A 22,556-nucleotide genomic window follows, 5' to 3' on the forward strand; every position below is an offset into this window, starting at 1 on the left:
GCGTTAAGTACAGCAGCGGTGATGCGGGGACGAAGTGCCCCGCATCACGGTACTTAGTCAACGTGCATAGGGATATAGAAGGCTTTGGATTTCACTCCAACACCGCAGGTGGCGTAATGCCCCGCTTATGCAGGACGGTATCCAGCTCTCGGAGTAACTCAAAATCCACATCTGGCAATCGCTCGCCTCGGCTTCCCTGGGGTTCCAAAAACCCAAAGGCTGCACAAAACTGTTCAGGCCCCGTCTCTATGGGAGCATCCAAATGGCAGGGAATAATCCGGTTAAAGTTCCACCGCGCTACTCGCTGCACCCAATCTAGCGTTTGTCGGGGAGCCCGATTGAGAATGAGCGTTTGCAAAATGGGGGCGACAAACAAGCGCCCATTCCCCCGCAATGCCTCGTAGGACTGCTGCCAGCCCGTCTTCCAACGGAAGGGGTAGAGCCCAAAGTAGGCTCTGCGAGAGCGATCGCCCACCCGCCAGGAATCCCGCAACGTCTCCCCCAACGGCACGGTCTTCAGTGCGCTGGGCCGGAAGTAGAAGGAGAACAACGCAATTCGCTGCCATCCCTTTAAACGGTTCGTTGGCGTGTCTTGAACGGGCTCATCTGCTGCATCCCGAGCATGGAAGAGCAGTGGATAGGGATCGAGCTGGGTAATGGCAGGGGGGTGATCCGGTACAGAGACGACGGTATCCGTTACGAGGAGAGTGTGCGATCGCCGATGGAATAGCACCACCTCTTCAAACGGCCCTAACCCTAACGAAATCGGCCCCAAAATCTCGTAATCAAACTCATCAGCAAAGGGCACCTGGCTGGGATCTTCTGGCAGGCGTTGGGTGCGGTTTCCCGGCAATCCTAACCAGCTCAAGGGCAGATTCACCGGATAACTCCACTGGTGAGGCGCGACGTACACCTGAGCCGTGGGGAAACAACGCGCAAATGGCCCTACAAAAGCCTTGTGCTCAATCCCTGAGACGGTGGGCAGCAGGATGTATTTAACGGCTCCATAACGGGCTTCCAGCTCCCGCATCCAGCGAATACATTCGCGGGTAGGGGCGACCGGAGCATAGACGAGTAAACCACCGGCCTCCAGCCGTACCACCGTCATGCGGATGGGCACGGTCACATAAAAAATGCCCTGTACCTGGTCAAACGTCCAGATAGTATCTGGCACTACTTCCGTCCGGAGGGTGCGACGGCGGCCATAGGGATAAATAGGCACCGTAAACCAGAAGGGCCAGGCCCAATCTGCTGGGTTGTCATGACTCAACCAATCCGAACCAGCCTGCGTCACGCGTTCTCTTCCTTCTAAAACGGTCTACCGCTCGATCTGTGAATTCTAAAGGGGATAGGCCACTGAATTCAACAGCTTGCTTCTATGGAAGCACTCATCTTTTTATCCTATAGCGATCGCCTGACATGTGAGGGTCGAAGGGTTGAGCAGATGTTGTTGGGCTTTCTATCGGGGGGCGCAATTGTGGCGATCGCCCACTATATACCTTTTGAAAAAGGTGTAATCTAGCGGATTAGCGATAGCAGAAGGGGAAGTCAGGAGATATAGCACTGTGCCCGTTGATTAAGTACGGTGGTGTGGGGCACTTCATGCCCCACACCACCGTTTCTGTACTTAACGCACTTGCACAGCGCTATAGAGGATCGATATAGACCGCCCGCATTCTTCTCTTTCCACAAATTATTTCTCAACCAAAGACGGTTAGCCCATCGGGAAGGGAATACTAGAGCTACCTTGCCTGCCGCGCCTGGGCAAAATACTTCCATGACCTGTTGCCTTAACCCCCACTGCACGACGTTTCACAATCCAGATGATGCTCAATTTTGTCTGGGATGTGGCAAGCCATTAGTGCTACGGGGGCAGTATCGGGCCTTGAAACCTCTGGGACAAGGTGGATTTGGTCGGACGTTTTTGGCGATCGCTACCCACAAGAAAGGACAATCGCCCTGCGTCATTAAGCAATTTTTCCCCGGCACGCAAGATACAGCAACCCGCAGCAAAGCCTCTCAACTTTTTTCCCAGGAGGCTCTGCGATTGGGGGGGCTGGGGCAGCATCCCCATATCCCTGATCTGCTGGCACACGTTGAGGAGGATGGGCAGCAGTATCTGATTCAGGAATTTATTGATGGGCCAACGCTAGGGGCCGTCCTGAAAGCCAAGGGGCCGTTAGAGCCCGGCAAGATTGTGCAAATTTTACGAGGGCTCCTGCCGGTGCTGGATTTTATTCATCAGCGGCAAGTGATCCATCGGGATATTAAACCCGAAAATATTTTGTATCGGAGAATGGCGACAGCAGGTGGCCCAGCGGGTCTTGTGCTGGTAGACTTTGGGGCGGCCAAGGTTGCAACCGCAACGGCCCTGGCTCGAACTGCAACGGCCATTGGCAGTGCCGGGTTTGTGGCCCCAGAACAGATGGGTGGACGACCTGTGTTTGCCAGCGACCTCTACAGCCTGGGAGTAACCTGTGTGCATCTGCTGACGGGAACTGACCCCTTCGGTCTTTTTTCCTATGGGGAAGACCGCTGGGTGTGGGCTGAGCAGGCACCCCAGACTGTGGATCCAGCTCTGGCTCAAATTTTGGATAAGATGATTGCCCGTCCTCTAACCCAACGCTATGGGTCTGCGGCTGAAGTAATGGCCGATCTGGAGCGAATGGTCAAAGCGCGGGCGATCGCACCCCAATCTCCCCTACCCCAAACCCTACCCTCCGACGTTGGCATCGACTACTCGGGTCTACAGGGTCTGCTGGAACAGGCTCAGTGGCACCGGGCCGATGCGGAGACCTGCCGCCTTATGCTTCAGGCTATGGGCCGTGCTGATGGGAGTTTCCTTACCTTCCAGGAGTTAGCTGAGTTACCCTGCACCGATTTACAAACCCTCGATCAGTTGTGGCTCACGTATAGCGAAGGCCATTTGGGATTTGGAGTACAGCTGCAAATTTGGCAGCAGCAACCTGGGGGGCGATCGCCCCTGGAAACCTGGCAGAGCTTTTGTGAGCAATTGGGTTGGCTGCACTACGAGCACAGCCAGGTAGGACAGCGGCTCCTCGGCGGCAATGCTCAGTCTATCTGGCTATCCCAGGATGAGGTGTGGGGAAAAGTGTATGGTCGGGCGATCGCTGGCCTGAAGGGAGAAGTCCCCCCTGGCTTTTTGCCATTTTTTGGTAGCCTCTATCCAGGAAGTTCTCGAGGCGGCAGAATTTTTTTAGACCGCCTGGCATTTTGCCAAAATTCGGCCCTACACCGCTAGAGAGCAATCACACCAAACCGTAGGCTTTCATACCCCCACCGGGCATAGCTGCAAAACTTCACGTTTTGATACTAACTGAAAAATAGCTGTGATCAAGATCACCAAGAAACATGATCTAGATCCTGTTGGGTCGGTCCACACATCGGCATACTTAAAGAGACTCAACTCTAGCCGAGTCATCAACAGGGAACACACAACTCTCCGGCAGCCTCTTTGAGACCTGTCGGATTTTTTTTGGCGGTAGAACGCAAGTCCGTTATATATTGCGTTCTTGTTATGGGCATAGTGGGTCAAACCCATTCTTAGAGGAATTTTGGGTTTCCGTAGAGGCTGCGAGCTCAAACCATGTTTTCTGATAGCCTTAGCCCGGTTAGGACATGAGACGCGATTGAAGGCAATGCCTTCAATCGCGTCTCATGTCCTAACCGGGCAATAACAACCGAGAGAAAGGCTTTGCTGCTCTCTCTACAAAAACTTAGCGAATCGCACCCAACGTATTTTTCCAGGACATTTCTCTAACCAGAATTTCCAAGGCCCGCTGGTCTGCCCCGGAAAAAAGATTACTATCAACTAATTCTTTAACAACCTGTTGTGCCAGAGAAGAAGCAAATAAGCCACCACAACGCAGCAGATGGCTGAAATAGGAAAACTGTGGGCGACCATCCTCACAGCAGTGGAAGCGATGCACTTCATCAGCGGTCATGGCACAAACGGGTGTATCGATGGGAACGATTACCCGAGGAATACCATGCGCCCCGCATTCAGTACTTCCTCGGGGCTCCATCCAGCCCACCAGCACCACTCCCAGGAGGGTTCGCGTCTCACGAATGAGGTCAGGGGTAAAAATGGGATCCGGCTCGCTGGACAGTCGTGGCCCGTTAGTAAGAAAAGCTGGGTTGAATAGTTGAGAGTTATAGATTAAACCGACAGCCCACAGGCGGCCGCTGGGGTCAATCAGCTTAACGAAGGTGCCAAAGCCGTAGTCATCAGGCTGGGGAGCATCGTTCATATCCCAGACATCATCGACTTGCACCACATAGTCACAATGGGAGTTAGATTTGACGACTTTTCCTAAGCGCATAACTCCGTCTCCTCAACAAATTGACTCACTGATGCTTTTGTCACCGTTGCCCGGGTATACATCGGCCCGGCCCAATTGAAGGGACTCCCTTCAAAGAACCTTTTCTGGGTCATTGTGGTTGTATCATGCCCGAATTTTACCGCTAGAAGGAACAGATGTTCTTAAAGAATTCAGGACTTACGCATTGAAGTTGTAGGTGGGGTGCTTTGTCCCCCCCTACAACTTAAATGCTCTAGATATAGCGGACTTGCGTAAGTCCTGAAATTTATAGAACTATGGGCTGAAATAGAGAGTGCGCGGCACACAGTACCGCGCACTCTCTATATTTGGGTTTTATAGGGACTCAACTTTCGTTGAGAATAGCTAGGATCGAAAGGACTCATGAAAAATTGGAGATTGAGCCTTACGACATCGCTTGAATGATGAAATCGAAGTAGGGCGCTGCTGCTTCTGCATCACTATCAGCGAGCAGAGACAGGGACGCCTTCTTGAGGCAGCGAATTGCTTCTGCCATGCCAGGAACGGGTACACCGAGAGAGTTGTACATCTCACGGACACCCACTAGACCAATGCTTTCGATGGGCTCCTTGTCACCCGACAGCACGCCATAGGTTACCAGGCGCAGGTACCAGCCAAAGTCGCGGAGGCACTGGTTACGCTGCTTGTCACCGTAGGCGTTACCACCAGGGGCGATAAAGTCAGGGCGTTTCTGCCACAGTTGCTTGCTAGCTTCTTGAACAATTTTCTTTTCGTTATCAGCCAGCGTCGAGGCGATCCGCGTGCGCTGTTCGCCTGTCTTAAAGAAGTCTGCAATGTTTTTCAGTTCTCCGCTGCTGGGGTAGCGAAGTTCGTCATCGGCGCTGAGAATAACCTGGCTAACTACACTCATAATTAAGGCGATGATTTGAGAGCGGCAATTCAATATCGTCCTGTATTTTAACGACTTGAGGGCCTATAAGAAAAGTATTATGGAATCGCAACATTCCTTTATAAAAGCGGATAGCCCTGACCTATGGCAGCAGGGCTCGCTCCTGGAAATCACAATTACCGGCCTCAACCATGATGGAGCCGGGGTAGGTCGTTGGGAAAATCGTGTGGTATTTGTGCCTGAGACGGTGGTAGGCGATCGCATCCAAACCCGCCTGGTCCACGTCAAACCCACCTTTGCCCATGGCAAACTGCACGAATTGCTGGAAGAGTCGCCCCATCGCATTCGCCCCCGCTGCATTGTGGCCGACAAGTGTGGCGGCTGCCAGTGGCAACACATCGACTATGCCTTCCAGCAGGAGACCAAGCGGACTCAAATCATTCAGGATCTAGAACGCATTGGTGGATTTTCCAATCCTCCCGTGAACCCGCTGCTCCCACTGCCGCCCGATCGTGATGCCGACCTGAATTACCGTAACAAGGCAACGTATCCCCTGGGCCTTTCTACTCAAGGGCACTTTCAGGCAGGCTACTACCGGAAGGGCAGCCATCACATCGTCAATCTGAACCAATGCCCTATTCAAGATAATCGGCTGGATCCACTATTGGCAGAGGTGAAGCAGGATCTTCAAGAACGGGGCTGGAGTGTTTACGACGAGGACAAACACCAGGGTACGCTGCGCCACCTGGGACTTCGCATTGGACGGCGCACCGGAGAGATGCTGCTCACCCTGGTCGCCAAAGACGATCGCCTGCCCGGTTTAGCTGAACAGGCGGCTGCCTGGCGCGATCGATATCCCAACCTGGTAGGGATACTGCTCAACGTCAATCCTCGCCGGACCAATGCAATTTTTGGCCCAGAAACCCGCCTCATCGAGGGGCAGCCCTATTTGAATGAGACCTTCTCAGGGTTAACCTTCCGGGTGCATCCAACGACCTTCTTTCAAGTGAATACCGAGCAGGCGGAGGCTCTGGTGCAGGTAGTGATGGATGAGTTGCAACTACAGGGAACAGAACGGGTCGTAGATGCTTACTGTGGAATTGGCACGATGACCTTGCCGATCGCTCAGAAGGTGGGGGAGGCGATCGCCCTCGAAATTCAACCCGAAGCCATTGACCAGGCTCGCCTTAATGCGGAAGCTAACAACATCAGTAACGTCACATTCCATGTGGGAGCCGTAGAAAAGCTTTTGCCAACCCTGGATGTGAAACCCGACATTGTGCTGCTAGATCCTCCGCGCAAAGGCTGCGATAGTGCCGTCCTGGAGACATTACGTCGTTTGCAGCCCGAACGCATCGCCTATGTCAGTTGCAACCCTTCTACCTTAGCCCGCGATCTGAAAGTGCTGTGCACGGATGGACTCTATCAACTTACTCGTGTCCAGCCTGCCGATTTCTTCCCACAAACGACTCATGTGGAATGTGCTGCGTTTCTGCAACGCATGCCTCGGTAGTGACGAGTTGGGATCGCTTCACGCTCTCAAGTTTCTCAATTAGAGCGAGCTTGGAAACTCTTTGAAAGGATTGTTTTTTATGTGCTTGGCCCAAGTACAGGTCAAGAAATGAAAACCCTTCTCAAAGCCATAGTTTTTTCCGTTGCAGCGGTAAATCTATTGAACGAGAAACTTCCAGTTTTGAGAAGGGTTCTCTCCCGTCCTAAGGTGCTCTGCATACAAAAAAGTCATATTTCAAACGTGTGGATGGGGTGTGAGAAAGGGACACGAAATGTTCCCTTTCTCACACCCCATCCACACGTATTGGGCACTACCCATACCCTAGTCTCAGTTCGCCAATCGAACTCTTAGATGGCGTAAAGTTGTGTCATAGTTAGCGGATTTCATCGGCTATGCAGGATGGTATAAAGGCTCCATATCTGGCAGACTAATGTAGTGTGACGACATCTAAAAAGCTCTTCTAAAGTTGCTACTTTTGGTAGATGACGTACTGAACAATTCTTACCTTGCCCGACCCAAAAACGTTATATAAAGTCAAGGATTTTAGAGCAGCATTCGAACGACTGGTTATAAACCATCTACTGATATATCTTGTGTCCGCTACACATAAAAATCTATTTTGTAAATAGACCGTAAAGTGGAATATAGACGAAACTTAGAATTGTAATAATAGATTAAGTTGGAATCAGTTTTGCTGACGTTCGTTTTTTAACATTTGCTTGGGGCTCCTTACGGAATCTGAGCACTACTGCAAAGGTACAGTACAACCCTTTTTGGCTATCCCTATTTAAGTTCTTTGTACTTAATTTTTAGTGGGCTATAGCCCAGCTTCTGTTGTGCACGTGGACGCTTTTTCTAAAGGAAGTTAGATTGTCCTCTATCTACGTCTAGATGTCGGGACAGAAAAATTTAGCCTAGATGGAGTATAGATTTTTCTGTCCCTCAGCTTGGCGCTGTCAAGCTGAGACGGCTATGGGGACGTCTTCTCGATGAAACTGCAACTACATCTTGCTCTATCCGTTGAAGGATTTGTTCGAAGGCCCTCATGCTGGAACTCCTCAAGCACGTTTTCTCCCCGAATGCCTACGTTCCCCATGGTCATTGTTACCTCTGGCAAACCCCTCTTGTAGGGCTGCATATTTTGAGTGATGGGTTGACGGCGATCGCCTACTTTTCGATCCCCATCCTGCTCATTTACTTCGTCCGCCAGCGCCAGGATATTCCTTTTTCAAAGGTGTTCATTCTATTCAGCTTGTTTATCTTGCTCTGTGGAACTGGGCATCTAATTGATATTTGGACGCTGTGGTATCCCGTCTATTGGATATCCGGCATCGAGAAGGCAATGACAGCTATCGTTTCAGGCTACACCGCGTTGTCCCTGGTGGAATTGCTTCCTCAGTTTCTCTCTCTCAAGAGCCCTGAGGAATTGCAGCGCATTAACGAGGAATTAGAAACACAAATTACCGAGCGCAAGCGTGCTGAAGCTCTCTTAGAGAGCCGTGTAGAAGAACGCACTGCGGCTCTAGTCCAGGCCAACGCAGCCCTTGAAGCGGAAATACGCGAACGCACTGCCATTCAGATCAATCTCCAGCAAATGGCAAAACAGGAGCATACGATGGCTCTGGTGTTACAACGAATGCGCCAGAGCCTCGATTTGGACTCTATTTTTCAGGCTACTACCGACGAGTTGCGGCAGGCAATGGAGTGCGATCGCACCCTCATTTACCGCTTCACCCCAGACTGGAGTGGTGAGGTCATCGCTGAATCTGTCGGACCAGAATGGCGTCCTGTTCTACGCTCTAGCACTCTCAAAGACTCGAGTTTGGAGCACACAGTAGATCAGCCCGCCTGCATCGCTAAACATCTGGAAGAACAGGAGCTGCTGCGGGATGACACCTACTTCAAAGAAACCCAGGGTGGTATTTATCAAGAGCCCAACAACTATCGCTGTGTTTCCGACGTTTCTGAAGTTGGGTTTGAGCCTTGCTATCTAAGGCTACTGGCTGTTTTACAGGCTCGGGCTTACATAACAGTTCCCATCTTCTGCCGCAATCAACTCTGGGGGCTTCTAGCAGCTTATCAAAATAACCAACCTCGCCACTGGCTTTCCTCCGAAATTCAAGTGATGGTACGCATCGGCAACCAGTTAGGGGTAGCTGTGCAGCAAGCAGAGTTGTTTACTCAAATCCAGCAGCAGGCCGAAGAATTGAAAGTTGCCAAGGAGGAAGCCGATCGCGCCAGCCGAGCCAAAGGGGCATTTCTCGCTACTGTTAGCCATGAACTACGGACTCCCTTGAACGTCATTTTGGGCCTGACCCAACTGCTCTGTCGCAACTCAGAGCTACCCGAGAAGCACCTTCATCAGCTCGAAACCATTGGCCGCAGTGGCGAGCATCTGCTGTCACTGATCAATGATGTGTTGGAAATATCGAAGATTGAGGCCGGGGAAATCCCGCTTCACGAGGAAAGTTTTAGCTTGATGCACATCCTGGACACGTTGCAGTCCATGATGCAGGTACGGGCCGCGACAAAGGGACTCAATCTATCTTTTTCCTGGACACCCAATTTGCCCCATTTGATTACGACTGATCGCAACAAGCTGAATCAAATCCTGATCAACCTGTTGGGAAATGCCGTGAAATTTACACCGTCCCAGGGCAACATCAGCCTGCGAGTGCAAAAGCTGCCAATTAGGCCCTCCCCCGGCTCTCACTCAACGCGTTGCCAGCTCGTATTTGAGGTAGAAGACGATGGCCCTGGCATTGCTACCGACGAAATTCCCCATCTGTTTAAGCCGTTCTTTCAAACCCAGACGGGCCTCAATGCGATGGAAGGGACGGGATTAGGGTTAGCCATCAGCCAGCGTTACGCCCAGTTAATGGGAGGAAATATTACAGTCGAAAGTGAATTAGGCCAGGGAAGTAAGTTTACCCTGGCGATTCAGGCTGGCCTGTCGGACGTGCTCCCCCTGCCCTTACCCGTCACGATTCAGGGGCAGGTTAAGGGATTGGCAAGCGACGAACCAACACGCCGAATTCTGATCGTCGAAGATCATCCAGTCAACCGTCTATTACTGGTAAAAATGTTGAGTTTACCCGGATTTGAGATCCAGGAAGTGGAGGATGGAAAAGCGGCGATCGCTCTCTGGCAGTCCTGGAAACCCGATTTAATTCTGATGGATATTCAAATGCCGGGGATGAATGGGTACGATGCGACCCGGTGTATTCGTGAAATTGAACAGGCTATGGGGGTTACTCGCTTAACCCCCATTATTGCAGTGACGGCCAGCGCCTTTGAAGATCAGCAGCAGGAGGCGATCGCCTCGGGCTGCAACGACATCGTAACCAAGCCGTTTAAGAGCAACCGAATTTTTGAAAAAATCGCCAGTTATGTACCCGTCCAATATCTCTATGAAGCTCAAGACCTAATATCAGCGTCGTCATTACCGAACACCCCCACAACCCTACGTTTAGAGCCATCACTTCTAGAGTCAATGCCACCCAATTGGGTGCAAGCCTTACATCAGGCTGCAACACAAGGTAACGACCTTTGGATCTCTGAACTCCTAGCTGACATTCCTGCAGATCGTCGGGTGCTCGCACAAACATTAAATTACCTCATTCAAGAGTTTGAATTTGAGCAGATTGCTGCTGTAACTAAAAAAGTCTTGGATTTGAGCAAACCTTGAGCCATTTGGATTTCGCCACCCCATCGATAGGATTCTACGCATTTGCTATGGATGTGACAGCTTTAGAGACTGGAAACCGAGATTTTGAAAATTTGAAATTGCAGGTCATGGAAATGGTTAAGGGCGAAAAAAGAGATATTTTAATCGTGGATGACTTGCCAGATAATCTTCGGTTTCTATCAACATTTCTCGTGAGTAATGGCTACTCGGTGCGTAAGGCAACCAGTGGTCGTATGGCCCAGGTGGCGATCGCTGCTCTCGTTCCAGACTTGATCCTGTTAGACATCAACTTAGGTGACATGAGTGGTTACGACCTCTGTCAACACCTGAAAAAGAATCCAGACACGCAAGCGGTTCCCATTATATTTCTGAGTGCAATTAGCGATGTAACGGATAAATTTAAAGCCTTCCAAATGGGCGGTGCCGATTACATCACCAAGCCATTTCAATTAGAAGAAGTGTTAGCGCGGGTTCAAACCCAATTAACCATTAGCGAACTTCAGAAAAATCTAGAGCAGCAGAATTTGCAATTGCAAGCCGCTTTAGATAGCTTGAAACGCGCTCAAGAAAATCTGATTCAACAGGAAAAGATGACCACCCTCAAACGGGTGGTAGCCGGAGTTGTGCATCAGGTCAACAATCCACTCAGTTTCGTAGCCTGTAACGTTGATCCAGCGCGTCAATACTTTGATCACATGGCAACATTACTGGAGATTTATGAACGCAATACTGCAACGCCGATTCCTGAAGTAGAGGACTTTAAGAAGCAGATTGATTTGCCCTTTATGCTGAATGATACCCACAAAGTGCTGACATCGATTAAGCATGGGGCCCAGCGGATTCATCGCGTTACTCAGGCACTCAAAAACTTCACGCACCTTGATGAAGCCACCATTAAAACGATTGATGTGAATGAGGATATTGAGAGTACATTGATTCTTCTGGAGCACCGATTAGGCAACGGAAAAGACGGACTTAATATTGACATTCAAAAGTGTTATGGCGAGCTCCCCTCAATCAATTGTTACCCTGAGCAAATTGCTCAGGTGTTATTTAATATCTTGAGTAACGCGGTTGATGCGATCGCCGAGAAATGGCAAAGCCAAAGCGCAACCTTTGCCTCCCCAAGGATTACCATCACCACCTCCGTTGTCCCCACTGACTTGTCTGATCACATCGTGATCCGCATTCACGACAATGGCATTGGCATTACCCCCGATCGCCAAGAGCGCATTTTCGAACCTTTCTTCACCACCAAAGCCGCTGGGCAGGGGCTCGGGCTGGGTCTTGTCACGAGCCGCCGCATCATTGAAGAACAGCACCATGGACAGTTAACATTTCACTCCTCTCTGAAGGAGGGCACAGAGTTTACGATTCAATTGCCAACGTTACCGGCCTGTTGAGCGCGAACGACTATCGCGGCCCCCATATTCTGCACCCCAAACCGAAACCCAAATTTTGCCACTGTAATGCGGTAGCAAAACCTGACGTGTTGGATCCGGGATCAAGGGCCGCACAGTGCGCTACTCCTTCGTGCTGGAGTTTGGAGCAAATGGGATTTCGTAAGCTAAAAAGCTGGCTACGCCAGCTTTTTAGCTTACGAAATCCGAAATCCTGCCGAATTGCGAAACGCCCTCTGTGAGGGCGTTTCGCAATTCGGCAGGCAGATTTAGTCCAAACTTCAGATATCTCGCAGCAATACTCGCACCTAGCGGACTTGTGTCACTCCTGATCAGAAAAGTTCATTTTTGAACAGCTATGCGAAGTGTGGCTGTTCAAAAATAAACTTCCGCTTCTGAGCGCGTAGCGCTATATGAGTATGATGACAATACTTTGCCCGTGGGAGCGATGGAATGAAATTTAGTGAGGTCGTCCAACAACTTGGGGCGGTCGATGGCAGCAGTCTCGATGAGCGCCCCGACCTGAACCCTGAAATTAGCGGCGTGTCAGCCATCGAAAGCCCCGTGGCAGGCACCCTGAGCTACATCGAAAGCCGTAAGTACAAGACCTTCCTGAAAACTACCATTGCCCAGGGGCTCATCTTACCGATGGATCGGGAGATGCAGCAGCAAGCCCTGGCCCACGAGGTCGTGTGGATAGGCTCGCGCAACCCACGGCTGCTGTTTGCGGAGGCGATCGCCCTCTTCTACAAACCCTTCCAACCAGCTCCAGGCATTCATCCCACGGCTATCATCGACCCTTCTGTAAAACTGGGACGTGACGTTTCCATTGGGGCTTATGTCGTCATTCAGCCCGATGTCGTCATTGGGGATGGGGTATGCATTCATCCCAATGTGGTGATCTATCCTGACGTGGTGATTGGCGATCGCACCATCCTCCATGCCAACTGCGTCATCCATGAGCAAACGCAGATTGGGCGTGATTGTGTCATTCACAGCGGTGCCGCGATCGGCTCCGAAGGATTTGGTTTTGTGCCGCGTGGGGATGGTACCTGGTTCAAGATGGAACAATCAGGCCGCACGATTCTCGAGGATGAAGTGGAGGTGGGCTGCAATGCAGCCGTCGATCGCCCCGCTGTAGGAGAAACCCGCGTGGGAGCCCGCACCAAGCTAGACAACCTGAATCAAATTGGCCACGATGTGAAGGTCGGCAAAGACTGTATCATTCCGGCGTTAGCGGCGATCGCCGGTGGTGTCAAAATCGAAGACGAGGTCGTTTTAGGAGGACAGGTTGCCATCAGCAACCGCGTGGTTGTGGGCCGAGGCACCCGAGCCACCATGCGATCGGTCATCATCAGCAACACGGAACCGGGCAGTGTTGTATCCGGGCATCCTGCCATACCCCACCAAACCTGGCTACGCAGCTCTGTTCTCAGCAGTCGGCTCCCCGAAACGCAACAGACGATCAAAGACATGCAAAAGCAAATTGCCGAGCTTCAGCAGCAGCTCGCAATTCTCCAGGCCCAACTGCCAACGGTTCATTCCTCGTGAGGAGCCGTTGTGATTGAACTCAGGCATCTGCGCTATTTCATGGCCGTTGCCGAAGAGCTGCACTTTGGCCGTGCAGCCGAACGCCTCCACATGGCGCAGCCCCCGCTCAGCCAGCAGATTCGTCAGTTAGAAACAGAACTGGGGTTTGACCTCTTCCATCGCACCCGACGTCGGGTCGAGTTGACAGAGGCGGGACAGATTTTTTTCAAGGAATGCCGCAAGATTTTTCAGCAGCTAGATCTGGCCATTCAGAAAGGGCAACAGGCCAGCCGGGGTGAAATTGGACAATTGAGCATTGGCTTTGTCAGTTCGGCAGCCTACAACGTGTTGCCCGAGATCTTGCAAAGCTTCCGCACTCAGGCCCCTGATGTAACGTTGGAGTTGCAGGAGTTGACCAGCGACCAGCAACTCACCCGTTTGCGAGCAGGACGGTTAGATGTCGGCTTCGTTCGCCCCCCCATGACGGACGAGCAGTTCGCCAGTATGACCGTTTTTCAGGAGGATTTAGCGGTAGCCCTGCCTGCCCACCACCCTCTGGCTGCGGAAGCCATGGTACCGTTGCGATCGCTCGCCTCAGAACCCTTCATCCTGTTCCCCCGCCCCCTCGCCCCCGGCCTTTACGACCAGATTATCAGCCTCTGCCAGCGGGCCGACTTCAGCCCGCGTGTGGTTCAGGAAGCCATTCAGATGCAAACTATTGTCAGCCTGGTAGCAGCAGAGATTGGGGTAGCAATTGTCCCCTTATCTCTGGAAAATTTGAAACGTACGGGAGTCATATACCGCCCGTTACAAGAGGAAACCCCTCAGGCGGCGATCGCCCTCATCTGGCAGAAGGAACAAGTCTCTCCTACCATTCAGCGTTTTCTAGATGTAGTTAAGGCCATCATTCCAGCCCAGCATTCACCCAACCTTAAAGGCTGAAAGCCTTTAGGCTAAGCTATGAGCCGATGGCAACCTCATTGACCGTTTGCATCACAACAGGGGTAACTTGATGGCGCGAAGCAATACAATCTACCAGGTAGTGGGCATCGCGGGCGATACCTGAGAAGCGACCCGAGCCCCAGGTATAGAGCCAGGGCAAGCCCAAAAAATAGAGGCCACGCAAGGGAGTAATACCCCGATTGTGCGCTGGGTAACCCTTGCCATCAAAAACAGGCAGTTCAATCCACCGAAAGTCCATATGATAGCCTGTGGCCCAAATGACCGTACTGATTTCGGTGACGGGGAGTGCGATCGCTTCTTCCCCTTCCGTCGGTTCCCACAGGGGCACATAGGGCGGCTCAGTAGGCGCTTCAATGTGGTGCTTCTCGATGAAGGTATCGATGGTGCGCTTGATGCTCTCGGCGACACCATCAGCCTGATCGAGATTGGTCTTCAGATCGTCGCCAAACTCCAATTGGTTATTTTGAATTCGCAGTAGGCGACCATGAAGCTGCATTCCTTCGGTAGCGAACTGGCGCAGATCAATTTCTTTGCCCCCATCGCGGCCAGAGACGTAATGATTGGTACGGGCGCGTACACCGTCTTTTTGGGGGTGTTCATCTACAGGCAAATCGTAGTAACCCATCTGATCCAACCAATCCACCACATCTTTACCCCGATAGGTACGAGGCGATCGCGGCGCACTCCCCACACATAAATGCACTTGCCGTCCAGCCCGATGCAAGTCCTCCGCGATCTGGCAACCTGACTGCCCTGTGCCCACCACCAATACCGCACCTTCTGGTAAGGATTCAGGATTTTTGTATTGGGATGAGTGCAGTTGAGTCATGGAATCAGGGAAGCGTTCGGCGATCGCTGGAATTCGGGGATTATGATACCCACCTGTCGCGATCACGACATGATCTGCGGTGTAGTCACCAATGGAGGTGTCGATTTCAAAGCCACCCGCTTCGCCCTGCCGCAGACGGGTGACTTCCACACCTTCACGAATGGGCGGCTCAAAAGAGCGGGCATAGTTCACGATGTACTCGACGATCGCATCCCGTCCCATAAAGCCTTGGGGGTCATCTCCCGTGTAGGGAAAACCCGGCAGTTGACATTGCCAGTTGGGTGTTACGAGGCAGAAGGAATCCCAACGTTTCGAGCGCCAGGAATGGGCAATTTGATACTTCTCAAAGACAAGATGCTCGATGCCGCGCTCTTTCAGGCAGTAGCTCATCGATAAACCTGCCTGCCCACCGCCCACAATGACAACCGGATAGTGTGACCGCATGTATCGCAACCTCAGGAATGTTTGCTTGGGAGTGCTGTGTTTGCACCTTAAGGGCTGATTCCGTGCAGCCTTGTACTTTGCGTTACAGAACGTGGAGGTTTAGCGGTATTTATAGGTAGGGCAGGTTGACTCAAGCGTTATCACAAAGTTTTTGTCGATTTACCTATTGATTTGAATAGTAGGTAGTGCTTTAAACGTATGAATGGGATGTAGTGGAAGGGGCACGAAGCGCCCCTTCCACTACATCCCATTCATACGTTAACCTCAGTTCGGGATAAGCTGAAGTGCTCATTTTGGCGTGCGCAAAGCGCACGCCAAAATGGGCGTTTTCGAGTGCCGCGCGTTGCGCGGCACTCGAAAACGCCCTTAACCCGAACTCAGGTTACGTTAAGGCATGATCACTACAGACCTGAGGTAAGAAACCTGGCACTTTCGATAGGGGCGATCGCACAAATCACTCCATCATTCCATTGCAATAGAATGATCCCCTATCGATACAGCCAGATCTAACGATTTTGTAAAAGCAGATACAGGGACAACCTTTCACCCCCCGTAAGGTGCTGACTAAATGTGGTTCATGAATCTCCTTCAAACACTCCACAGTTTTCTGCTTGCTCGTTCTCGATATTTAAGGACTTCCCTCCATGCCTGAAGTAACCACTCCTGCCCACCAGACAGGTGACTTTTTCGTTGATTACGAAGAGAAAGTATTTCCTGATGTTCAAGCTGAGCCGGGTGAAAAAGCCCTGGTAACGTTCCACACCGTTGCGTTCGAGGGTTCGATTGGGTTCGTGAATCTGCTGCAAGCCACGCGTCTGATCCGCAAAGGGTTCGAAACTTCGGTGTTGCTCTATGGGCCAGGGGTAACTCTGGGGGTACAACGGGGTTTCCCCAAGCTGGGCGATGCGGCATTTCCAGGCCACCAGAATTTCAACAACCAGTTGGTAAAAGTTATGGAAGAGGGTGGCAAGGTTTACGCCTGCCGCTTTGCCCTGCAAGCACTCTATGGTCATGGTGAACCGTCGCTCATTCCCGGAATTCGGCCCATCAATCCCCTGGATGTGCTGGACTTGGTGCTCATGCACCGCAAGGATGGCGCACTGATTATTGATACCTGGACGCTCTAATCAACACCTGTAGGGGCGAATGGCTATTCGCCCTTACCCACGAAGTTCATTGTTAAGACTGGGCAACCTATCGTTTACCCAAAAGATTAAAACCCTGGTTTAGAGCCAGACAAACGTAATTTGCCCTAGCAGACCGTTAAACACCCGTTTCGTGTTGCGGTGTCTTTGTGATGCCGAACTCATCCTCGCTTCTCACACACGAACTTATGTTGGATTATTCCAAAACCATTCGAGCCGCAGCCGTACAGTTGAGTCCGGTGTTGTATAGTCGGGAAGGGACAACGGAAAAGGTCTTGGAGGCGATCGCCCAGGCTGCCAAGGAAGGCGTGCAACTGGCGGTTTTTCCTGAAACCTTCATTCCCTACTATCCCTATTTCTCCTTTGTACAACCCCCTGTTTTGATGGGGGCCGAGCATATGCGGCTGTATGAGGAGGCGGTGACGGTACCGGGTCCTGTGGTGGACGCGGTCAGCCGGGCAGCGCGCTCCTACGCCATGGTGGTTGTGTTAGGGGTGAACGAGCGTGACGGAGGATCGCTGTATAACACGCAGTTGATCTTCGACGCGGATGGTTCCCTGTTGATGAAGCGGCGCAAAATCACCCCTACCTACCATGAGCGCATGGTGTGGGGTCAGGGCGATGGGGCTGGCTTAGCGGTACTGGATACTGCGGTTGGTCGGTTGGGGGCTCTCGCCTGCTGGGAGCACTACAACCCCCTGGCCCGCTATGCGTTAATGGCACAGCACGAACAAATTCATTGTGGGCAATTTCCAGGTTCGATGGTCGGCCAAATCTTTGGCGACCAGATCGAAGTCACCATGCGTCACCATGCGCTTGAGTCAGGTTGCTTTGTAGTCAATGCAACGGGGTGGCTCACACCCGAGCAAAAGCAACAGATCACCCCCGATGAAAAATTGCAGAAAGTTTTGAGCGGTGGCTGTTACACCGCCATCATCAGCCCGGAAGGGGTGCCCTTGTCGGCCCCCATTACCGAAGGGGAAGGGATGGCGATCGCCACGCTTGACTTCTCCTTAATCACCAAACGCAAGCGCATGATGGATTCGGTGGGTCACTACTCACGCCCCGATCTGCTCAAGTTGCAGGTAAATCAAAGCGCCTGGAATGTCATGCAAGCAACAACAGCTATTCCCGCCGGGGCTATCCCAGCCCTTGAAGAATCTCCTGCGCTCAATATGCCTTTGTCTAACTCTGTGGAATCGGATGCTACACGCTGATTTCTAAGTTTTGAGCTTCTGAAAATCTGTAATCCGTTCCTGGGTGCTGACGACACAACGCTGAGTATCCCTAATTTCCTATTGGCCCATGAATAAGCAACGTCTGATCACGGAATTGCAGTCTCACGGTTTGCGATTGGTTGATCCCTCAGTAGGAGCCTCAGGGCGAAAAGGGGGAGCCGGGCCATCGGATCATAAGGCGGTGATGATCGATGGAACCACAATCATGGTGCCCATCTACACGGAAACCGCCAGCGAGTCTCCCTTCCTGGCACGAATTAAGGCTGACTCCCAGGTGGTTCTGGAACGGGAAACCGAGGCGATCGCCCCCATTTCCTTTCCCCAACAACCCAAGTTTTATGGGCTCACGACTGCCGATGGCATTCCCTACTGGAAAATAGCCTTGCTGCACAGCCAGGATGTGTTGGCGACCACGGTGCTGCAAACCTGCATGCGCTATCGCAACAGCGACACCGTTTGCCAATTCTGCGCGATTGAGAAATCCCTGGATGCAGGCCGCACTATCGCCCGCAAAACCCCCGATCAACTGGCCGAAGTCGCCGAAGCGGCCGTCCGGTTGGATGGGGTAAAGCACATGATTATGACGACGGGTACGCCAAATACCAGCGATCGTGGGGCCGCTTACCTGACAGAGTGCGCTCGCGCCATCAAAGCTCGCGTCAACCTTCCCATCCAGGCTCAATGTGAACCACCCGATGACTTTGTCTGGTTCGAACGCATGAAAGCGGCAGGTATTGACAGTTTGGGTATGCATCTGGAAGCCGCCGATCCCGAAGTACGTGCCCGCATTATGCCCGGCAAAGCAGAAGTGCCACTGAACCATTATTTCAATGCATTTGAGGCAGCCGTCAACGTGTTTGGACGGGGACAGGTTAGCACCTACTTACTGGCAGGTCTGGGAGATAGTTTAGAGACGTTGGTGGAGATGTGCGATCGCCTGATCACCCTCGGTGTCTATCCCTTTGTTGTTCCTTTCGTTCCCATTAGCGAAACCCCTCTGGCAAGCCATCCGGCACCCAGTACTGATTTTATGTTTGCGGTCTATCAGCGAGTGGGCGCACTGCTGAAACAAGCCCAAATGTCCTCCGGAGACATCAACGCCGGATGCGCCAAATGCGGAGCCTGCTCCGCCCTCTCCAGCTTCGAGAAATAACACCCAATAACCTCACGAAAAATTACTAAGAAAAATCCGCCCCCAACAGCACATAAACCTGATCCCCTCCCACCGATGCGAAGCGCCACATTCACCTCCCACCGATAACCCCTTAGCGCAAGGGGGTCTGGGGGACGGCGCCCCGTTCCCCCAGTCGGGGGGTTTGGGGGGCGACGCGCCCCCAAGCAGGGTTCCCAACATCCAACCTTTACCCTTTACCCTTTATCCTCAAGCACCATAGCCCCATGTCCCCAAATCGCTACAGTTTCGAATTAGCGCGATCGCCCGAAGACATCCAGGCCTATTTCGACCTACGACAAGCCATCTTTTGCGAAGAGCAAGGCTTATTCGCAAGCAACGATGAGGACGAAATTGACAACACCGCCTACCCCATCATTGCCATCGATCACGAAGCCCCCTATGACCAACGAGTTGTCGGAGTCGTGCGGATTTATGAGACACAACCCCGCTTCTGGTATGGCGGACGATTGGGCGTACATCCTGACTATCGGCGGGTCGGGCGCATTGGAAAAGGGCTGATCCACAAAGCCGTGACAACAGCCAACACCTGGGGTTGCGATCGCTTCCTCGCCACGGTTCAGATGCAAAATGTTCGCTTTTTCCAGCGGTTGCACTGGGGCTCCCTTGAAGAGATTGTGGTGTGCGATCGCCCCCATCATTTGATGGAAGCAGAACTGGCCCACTATCCCCCCGGCACAGAAGTTCGCCCCATGTTGTCTCTAGATCGCAAGGTGTCGTAATGCTGAGGGCGATCGCCGCTGAATTGAGCCAGGCTTTGGGAATTCTGCACAAGCAGGATATCCAGCCGATCGCTTCCCATTTGGGACGTTGGGTGCCCGATAGCTCCACAGCAACTCCCATTCTGTTAGGCGATGATTGTGCTGCCATTCCCGATGGGCAAGGTTATTTGCTGTTAGCCGCCGAAGGGATGTGGCCCACGCTGGTGGATGCTGAGCCCTGGTTTGCCGGGTGGTGTAGCGTTTTGGTCAATGTCAGCGACATCTACGCTATGGGAGGTCGCCCCATCGCAGTTGTGGATGCCTTATGGAGCCAATCGGCTGAAAAAGCAGAGCCAATTTGGGAGGGAATGCTGGCGGCATCCCGTGCCTTTAACGTCCCCGTTGTGGGCGGTCATACCAATCTGCATAGCCCCTATGATGGTCTTTCCGTAGCTATTTTGGGACGGGCGCGATCGCTCATCACCAGCTTTCACGCTCAGCCCGGCGACGCACTCCTGCTTGTTAGCGACTTTAACGGCAAACCTCATTCCAAATATCCTTTCTGGGATGCTGCGACCCAGGTCGACCCGCTCACGCTCCGCATGAATCTAGAATTGCTGCCAACCCTAGCCGAAAAGGGCTTATGCGATGCAGGCAAAGACATCAGCATGGGTGGATTAGTGGGCACTTGTTTGATGCTAATGGAAACCTCCAGGTGTAGTGCTGTGTTGAAGTTAGATGCCGTACCCTGCCCGGCGGGTATCTCTCTGGAACAATGGCTTTTAAGCTTTCCCAGTTATGGATTTTTGCTCAGTGTGCGCCCCGAAAGGGTGCCTGAAATCCAGTCCCTCTTTCACAAACGCAATCTGGTTTGTGCCGTCGTTGGGGAGGTGACGAAATCTCTGGAGAATGAGGGAGCCGAGCACACTCTAACACTCCAATTGGGTGACGAATCCTTACCATTTTGGGACTTTAAAGCAACGCCACTGATGGGTTTTTCAACGCAAGCTCCTTAAGCTGGCTCTACCACCATTACCGTTTCAACAACTCCAACATTCCATGTCCGCTTCTGATCTGTTGCGTATTGCGTTGCTCACCTATGCCACTAAGCCTCGTGGGAGTGTCGTTCACACCCTGGAAGTTGCTAACGCATTAACAGCATTAGGGCATACGGTTGGGGTCTTTGCCCTCGACAAGGACGGACGTGGGTTCGAGCGATCGCCCCAATGCACGACCCACCTGATTCCTACGGCTGCCGCCCCTACCGGAATGGATGCGCTGATTCAGCAAAGAATTCAAGAAATGATCAGTGGCTTACAATCCGTTGCGCAAGAATACGACATTTATCATGCTCAGGATTGCATTAGTGCGAATGCTCTCTTGCAATGGCGCGAGAAACCTCAAAGCGTTCCTATTATCCGCACCATACATCACGTTGAGGATTATGAAAGCCCATATTTGCAACAGTGTCAGGAACGCTCAATTTATGAACCTGATCTCTGTTTTTGTGTGAGCGATCGCTGGCAACAGATCCTCAAAAACGACTACAAAATTGATGCCCCTCGCGTTACAAATGGCGTGAATTTAGACCGTTTTTCCCCAGTACCATCTGGACAAGAAGCTACCCTGCGAAATTACTACGACCTGGTTGGCGCACCCATCTTCCTCACCGTTGGAGGCATCGAACCCCGCAAAAACTCTATTCGCCTGCTGCAAGCTTTTGCCCAAGTGCTCCAGCTCTACCCCAAATCCCAACTTGTCATTGCAGGCGGTTCAACCCTGTTTGACTACCAGTCCTACCGCGAGCACTTCTTTCAAACGGCCCAAGCATTAAACATCGACGTGGGGCGATCGCTCCTCCTCCCCGGCAACATTCCCGAAGCCGACCTTCCTGCCCTGTATCGGCTGGCCGACGTCTTCTGTTTTCCCTCCCTCAAGGAAGGCTGGGGGCTCGTGACCCTGGAGGCGATCGCCTCCCACCTCCCCGTCATCACCGCCAACACTTACCCCTTCACCGAGTTCCTCACGCCCAACCAAGCATTATTAGTCAATCCAGAAGACCCGGAGGCGATCGCCCAGGCCATGCTCACGGCCCTAAACCCAATCCTTACCCAATCCCTTGTCCAAAATAGCCAAAGCATTCTTTCCCAATACACCTGGCAGCACTCTGCCCAACTTCACCTTAACCACTATCAGCAATGCCTTCGCCGTAGAAACGAGAATTAAGACGTTGTTTTTTGTACACGAGGCCCACGCAACAACCCTTCCAGCACGCTCTAGAACCGAGGGCAGGGAAACCGACAGAGTAACTCTGTCTACTACCAAGCCCATCTCCCTATTAACTCATCCCCTATCCATTTCTTACAAAAACTATGCCCGAAATGCACTTCCAAATCCAATGGCCCGACGGCACCCAGGAAACCTGCTATTCGCCATCCCTGGTCATTAAGGACTACTTTGAACCCGGTACCCTATATGACCTGGTTGATTTCGTGGAGCGATCGCGCACCGCTTTAAACATTGCGAGCGATCGCGTTCGAGCAAAATATGGGAGTCCTTGCGGGCTCGCCCTGGGGCAACTCCGCCAGATCGAAACCCGCGCTGCCAAATACCAGGCCCTCGAATCTCCCAAAGTCAACGTCCTGGAATTTCTTGAATAGCCCGAGGCTTCAGACGAATACTGTTCTAGACCTGTGGATAAG

At 52.2% G+C, this 22,556-nt stretch carries 18 protein-coding genes; 14 read left to right on the top strand and 4 right to left on the bottom strand.

Annotation, left to right across the window (positions count from 1 at the left end):
• Positions 1 to 91 precede the first annotated feature (91 nt).
• Positions 92 to 1,294 (bottom strand): DUF4336 domain-containing protein, encoded by a 1,203-nt coding sequence (locus H6F91_RS15025; RefSeq protein WP_190772942.1) that lies wholly within the window; start codon positions 1,292 to 1,294, stop codon positions 92 to 94.
• 84 nt (positions 1,295 to 1,378) lie between these two features.
• Here H6F91_RS15025 and H6F91_RS15030 point away from each other — a divergent pair, with 84 nt between their 5' ends.
• Together H6F91_RS15030 and H6F91_RS15035 are read left to right on the top strand one after the other, a co-directional pair.
• Complete coding sequence (locus tag H6F91_RS15030; RefSeq protein WP_190772943.1) at positions 1,379 to 1,522, top strand: hypothetical protein; 144 nt, start codon at positions 1,379 to 1,381, stop codon at positions 1,520 to 1,522.
• 255 nt (positions 1,523 to 1,777) lie between these two features.
• On the top strand, positions 1,778 to 3,262 hold the full coding sequence (locus H6F91_RS15035) for a serine/threonine-protein kinase (protein ID WP_190772944.1): 1,485 nt from the start codon (positions 1,778 to 1,780) through the stop codon (positions 3,260 to 3,262).
• A 475-nt stretch (positions 3,263 to 3,737) separates the two neighbouring features.
• Here the strand turns inward: H6F91_RS15035 and H6F91_RS15040 are convergent, their stop codons facing one another.
• Both H6F91_RS15040 and apcD read right to left on the bottom strand, forming a co-directional pair.
• Positions 3,738 to 4,343 (bottom strand): hypothetical protein, encoded by a 606-nt coding sequence (locus H6F91_RS15040; RefSeq protein WP_190772945.1) that lies wholly within the window; start codon positions 4,341 to 4,343, stop codon positions 3,738 to 3,740.
• A gap of 403 nt (positions 4,344 to 4,746) precedes the next feature.
• Entirely contained in the window at positions 4,747 to 5,232 is a 486-nt protein-coding gene (gene apcD, locus H6F91_RS15045) for an allophycocyanin subunit alpha-B (protein WP_190772946.1), read from the bottom strand.
• 79 nt (positions 5,233 to 5,311) lie between these two features.
• On the opposite strand from apcD, the gene rlmD reads away from it, so the two are divergent.
• The 5 genes from rlmD to H6F91_RS15070 all read left to right on the top strand — a co-directional run bounded on the left by rlmD (position 5,312) and on the right by H6F91_RS15070 (position 14,284).
• Positions 5,312 to 6,724 (top strand): 23S rRNA (uracil(1939)-C(5))-methyltransferase RlmD, encoded by a 1,413-nt coding sequence (rlmD, locus tag H6F91_RS15050; protein WP_190772947.1) that lies wholly within the window; start codon positions 5,312 to 5,314, stop codon positions 6,722 to 6,724.
• A gap of 1,045 nt (positions 6,725 to 7,769) precedes the next feature.
• Entirely contained in the window at positions 7,770 to 10,412 is a 2,643-nt protein-coding gene (locus H6F91_RS15055) for a response regulator (RefSeq protein ID WP_190772948.1), read from the top strand.
• A 47-nt stretch (positions 10,413 to 10,459) separates the two neighbouring features.
• Complete coding sequence (locus H6F91_RS15060; protein WP_199330830.1) at positions 10,460 to 11,815, top strand: response regulator; 1,356 nt, start codon at positions 10,460 to 10,462, stop codon at positions 11,813 to 11,815.
• A gap of 450 nt (positions 11,816 to 12,265) precedes the next feature.
• On the top strand, positions 12,266 to 13,363 hold the full coding sequence (gene lpxD, locus H6F91_RS15065) for a UDP-3-O-(3-hydroxymyristoyl)glucosamine N-acyltransferase (protein ID WP_190789394.1): 1,098 nt from the start codon (positions 12,266 to 12,268) through the stop codon (positions 13,361 to 13,363).
• Between the two features lie 12 nt (positions 13,364 to 13,375).
• Positions 13,376 to 14,284, top strand: a complete 909-nt coding sequence (locus tag H6F91_RS15070) for a LysR substrate-binding domain-containing protein (RefSeq protein ID WP_190772988.1) — start codon at positions 13,376 to 13,378, stop codon at positions 14,282 to 14,284.
• Positions 14,285 to 14,300: 16 nt separating this feature from the next.
• Here H6F91_RS15070 and H6F91_RS15075 read toward each other — a convergent pair whose 3' ends face one another.
• Positions 14,301 to 15,578 carry an MSMEG_0569 family flavin-dependent oxidoreductase gene (locus H6F91_RS15075; protein WP_190772950.1) on the bottom strand — a complete coding sequence of 426 codons (1,278 nt, stop codon included), beginning with the start codon at positions 15,576 to 15,578 and terminating at the stop codon, positions 14,301 to 14,303.
• Between the two features lie 644 nt (positions 15,579 to 16,222).
• Between H6F91_RS15075 and H6F91_RS15080 the strand changes: the two genes are divergently transcribed.
• The 7 genes from H6F91_RS15080 to H6F91_RS15110 all read left to right on the top strand — a co-directional run bounded on the left by H6F91_RS15080 (position 16,223) and on the right by H6F91_RS15110 (position 22,514).
• A complete protein-coding gene (locus H6F91_RS15080) occupies positions 16,223 to 16,705 on the top strand; it encodes an MSMEG_0572/Sll0783 family nitrogen starvation response protein (protein WP_190772951.1) in 483 nt (160 codons plus the stop codon).
• A gap of 206 nt (positions 16,706 to 16,911) precedes the next feature.
• Positions 16,912 to 17,940: a Nit6803 family nitrilase gene (locus tag H6F91_RS15085; RefSeq protein WP_190772952.1), complete on the top strand. Its 1,029-nt coding sequence runs from the start codon at positions 16,912 to 16,914 to the stop codon at positions 17,938 to 17,940.
• Between the two features lie 88 nt (positions 17,941 to 18,028).
• Positions 18,029 to 19,114: an MSMEG_0568 family radical SAM protein gene (locus H6F91_RS15090; RefSeq protein WP_190772953.1), complete on the top strand. Its 1,086-nt coding sequence runs from the start codon at positions 18,029 to 18,031 to the stop codon at positions 19,112 to 19,114.
• Positions 19,115 to 19,359: 245 nt separating this feature from the next.
• Entirely contained in the window at positions 19,360 to 19,875 is a 516-nt protein-coding gene (locus H6F91_RS15095; protein ID WP_190772954.1) for an MSMEG_0567/Sll0786 family nitrogen starvation N-acetyltransferase, read from the top strand.
• Positions 19,875 to 20,870, top strand: coding sequence for a sll0787 family AIR synthase-like protein (locus H6F91_RS15100; RefSeq protein WP_190772955.1), 996 nt, complete (start codon positions 19,875 to 19,877; stop codon positions 20,868 to 20,870). Before H6F91_RS15095 ends, H6F91_RS15100 begins: the two co-directional genes overlap by 1 nt.
• Before the next feature lie 43 nt (positions 20,871 to 20,913).
• Positions 20,914 to 22,080 (top strand): MSMEG_0565 family glycosyltransferase, encoded by a 1,167-nt coding sequence (locus H6F91_RS15105; RefSeq protein ID WP_190772956.1) that lies wholly within the window; start codon positions 20,914 to 20,916, stop codon positions 22,078 to 22,080.
• A gap of 146 nt (positions 22,081 to 22,226) precedes the next feature.
• Positions 22,227 to 22,514 (top strand): MSMEG_0570 family nitrogen starvation response protein, encoded by a 288-nt coding sequence (locus H6F91_RS15110; protein WP_190772957.1) that lies wholly within the window; start codon positions 22,227 to 22,229, stop codon positions 22,512 to 22,514.
• Positions 22,515 to 22,556: the final 42 nt, after the last annotated feature.

The organism is Leptolyngbya sp. FACHB-8, from assembly GCF_014695575.1.
In the GTDB taxonomy this organism is placed as follows: Bacteria; Cyanobacteriota; Cyanobacteriia; order Elainellales; family Elainellaceae; genus Vacuolonema.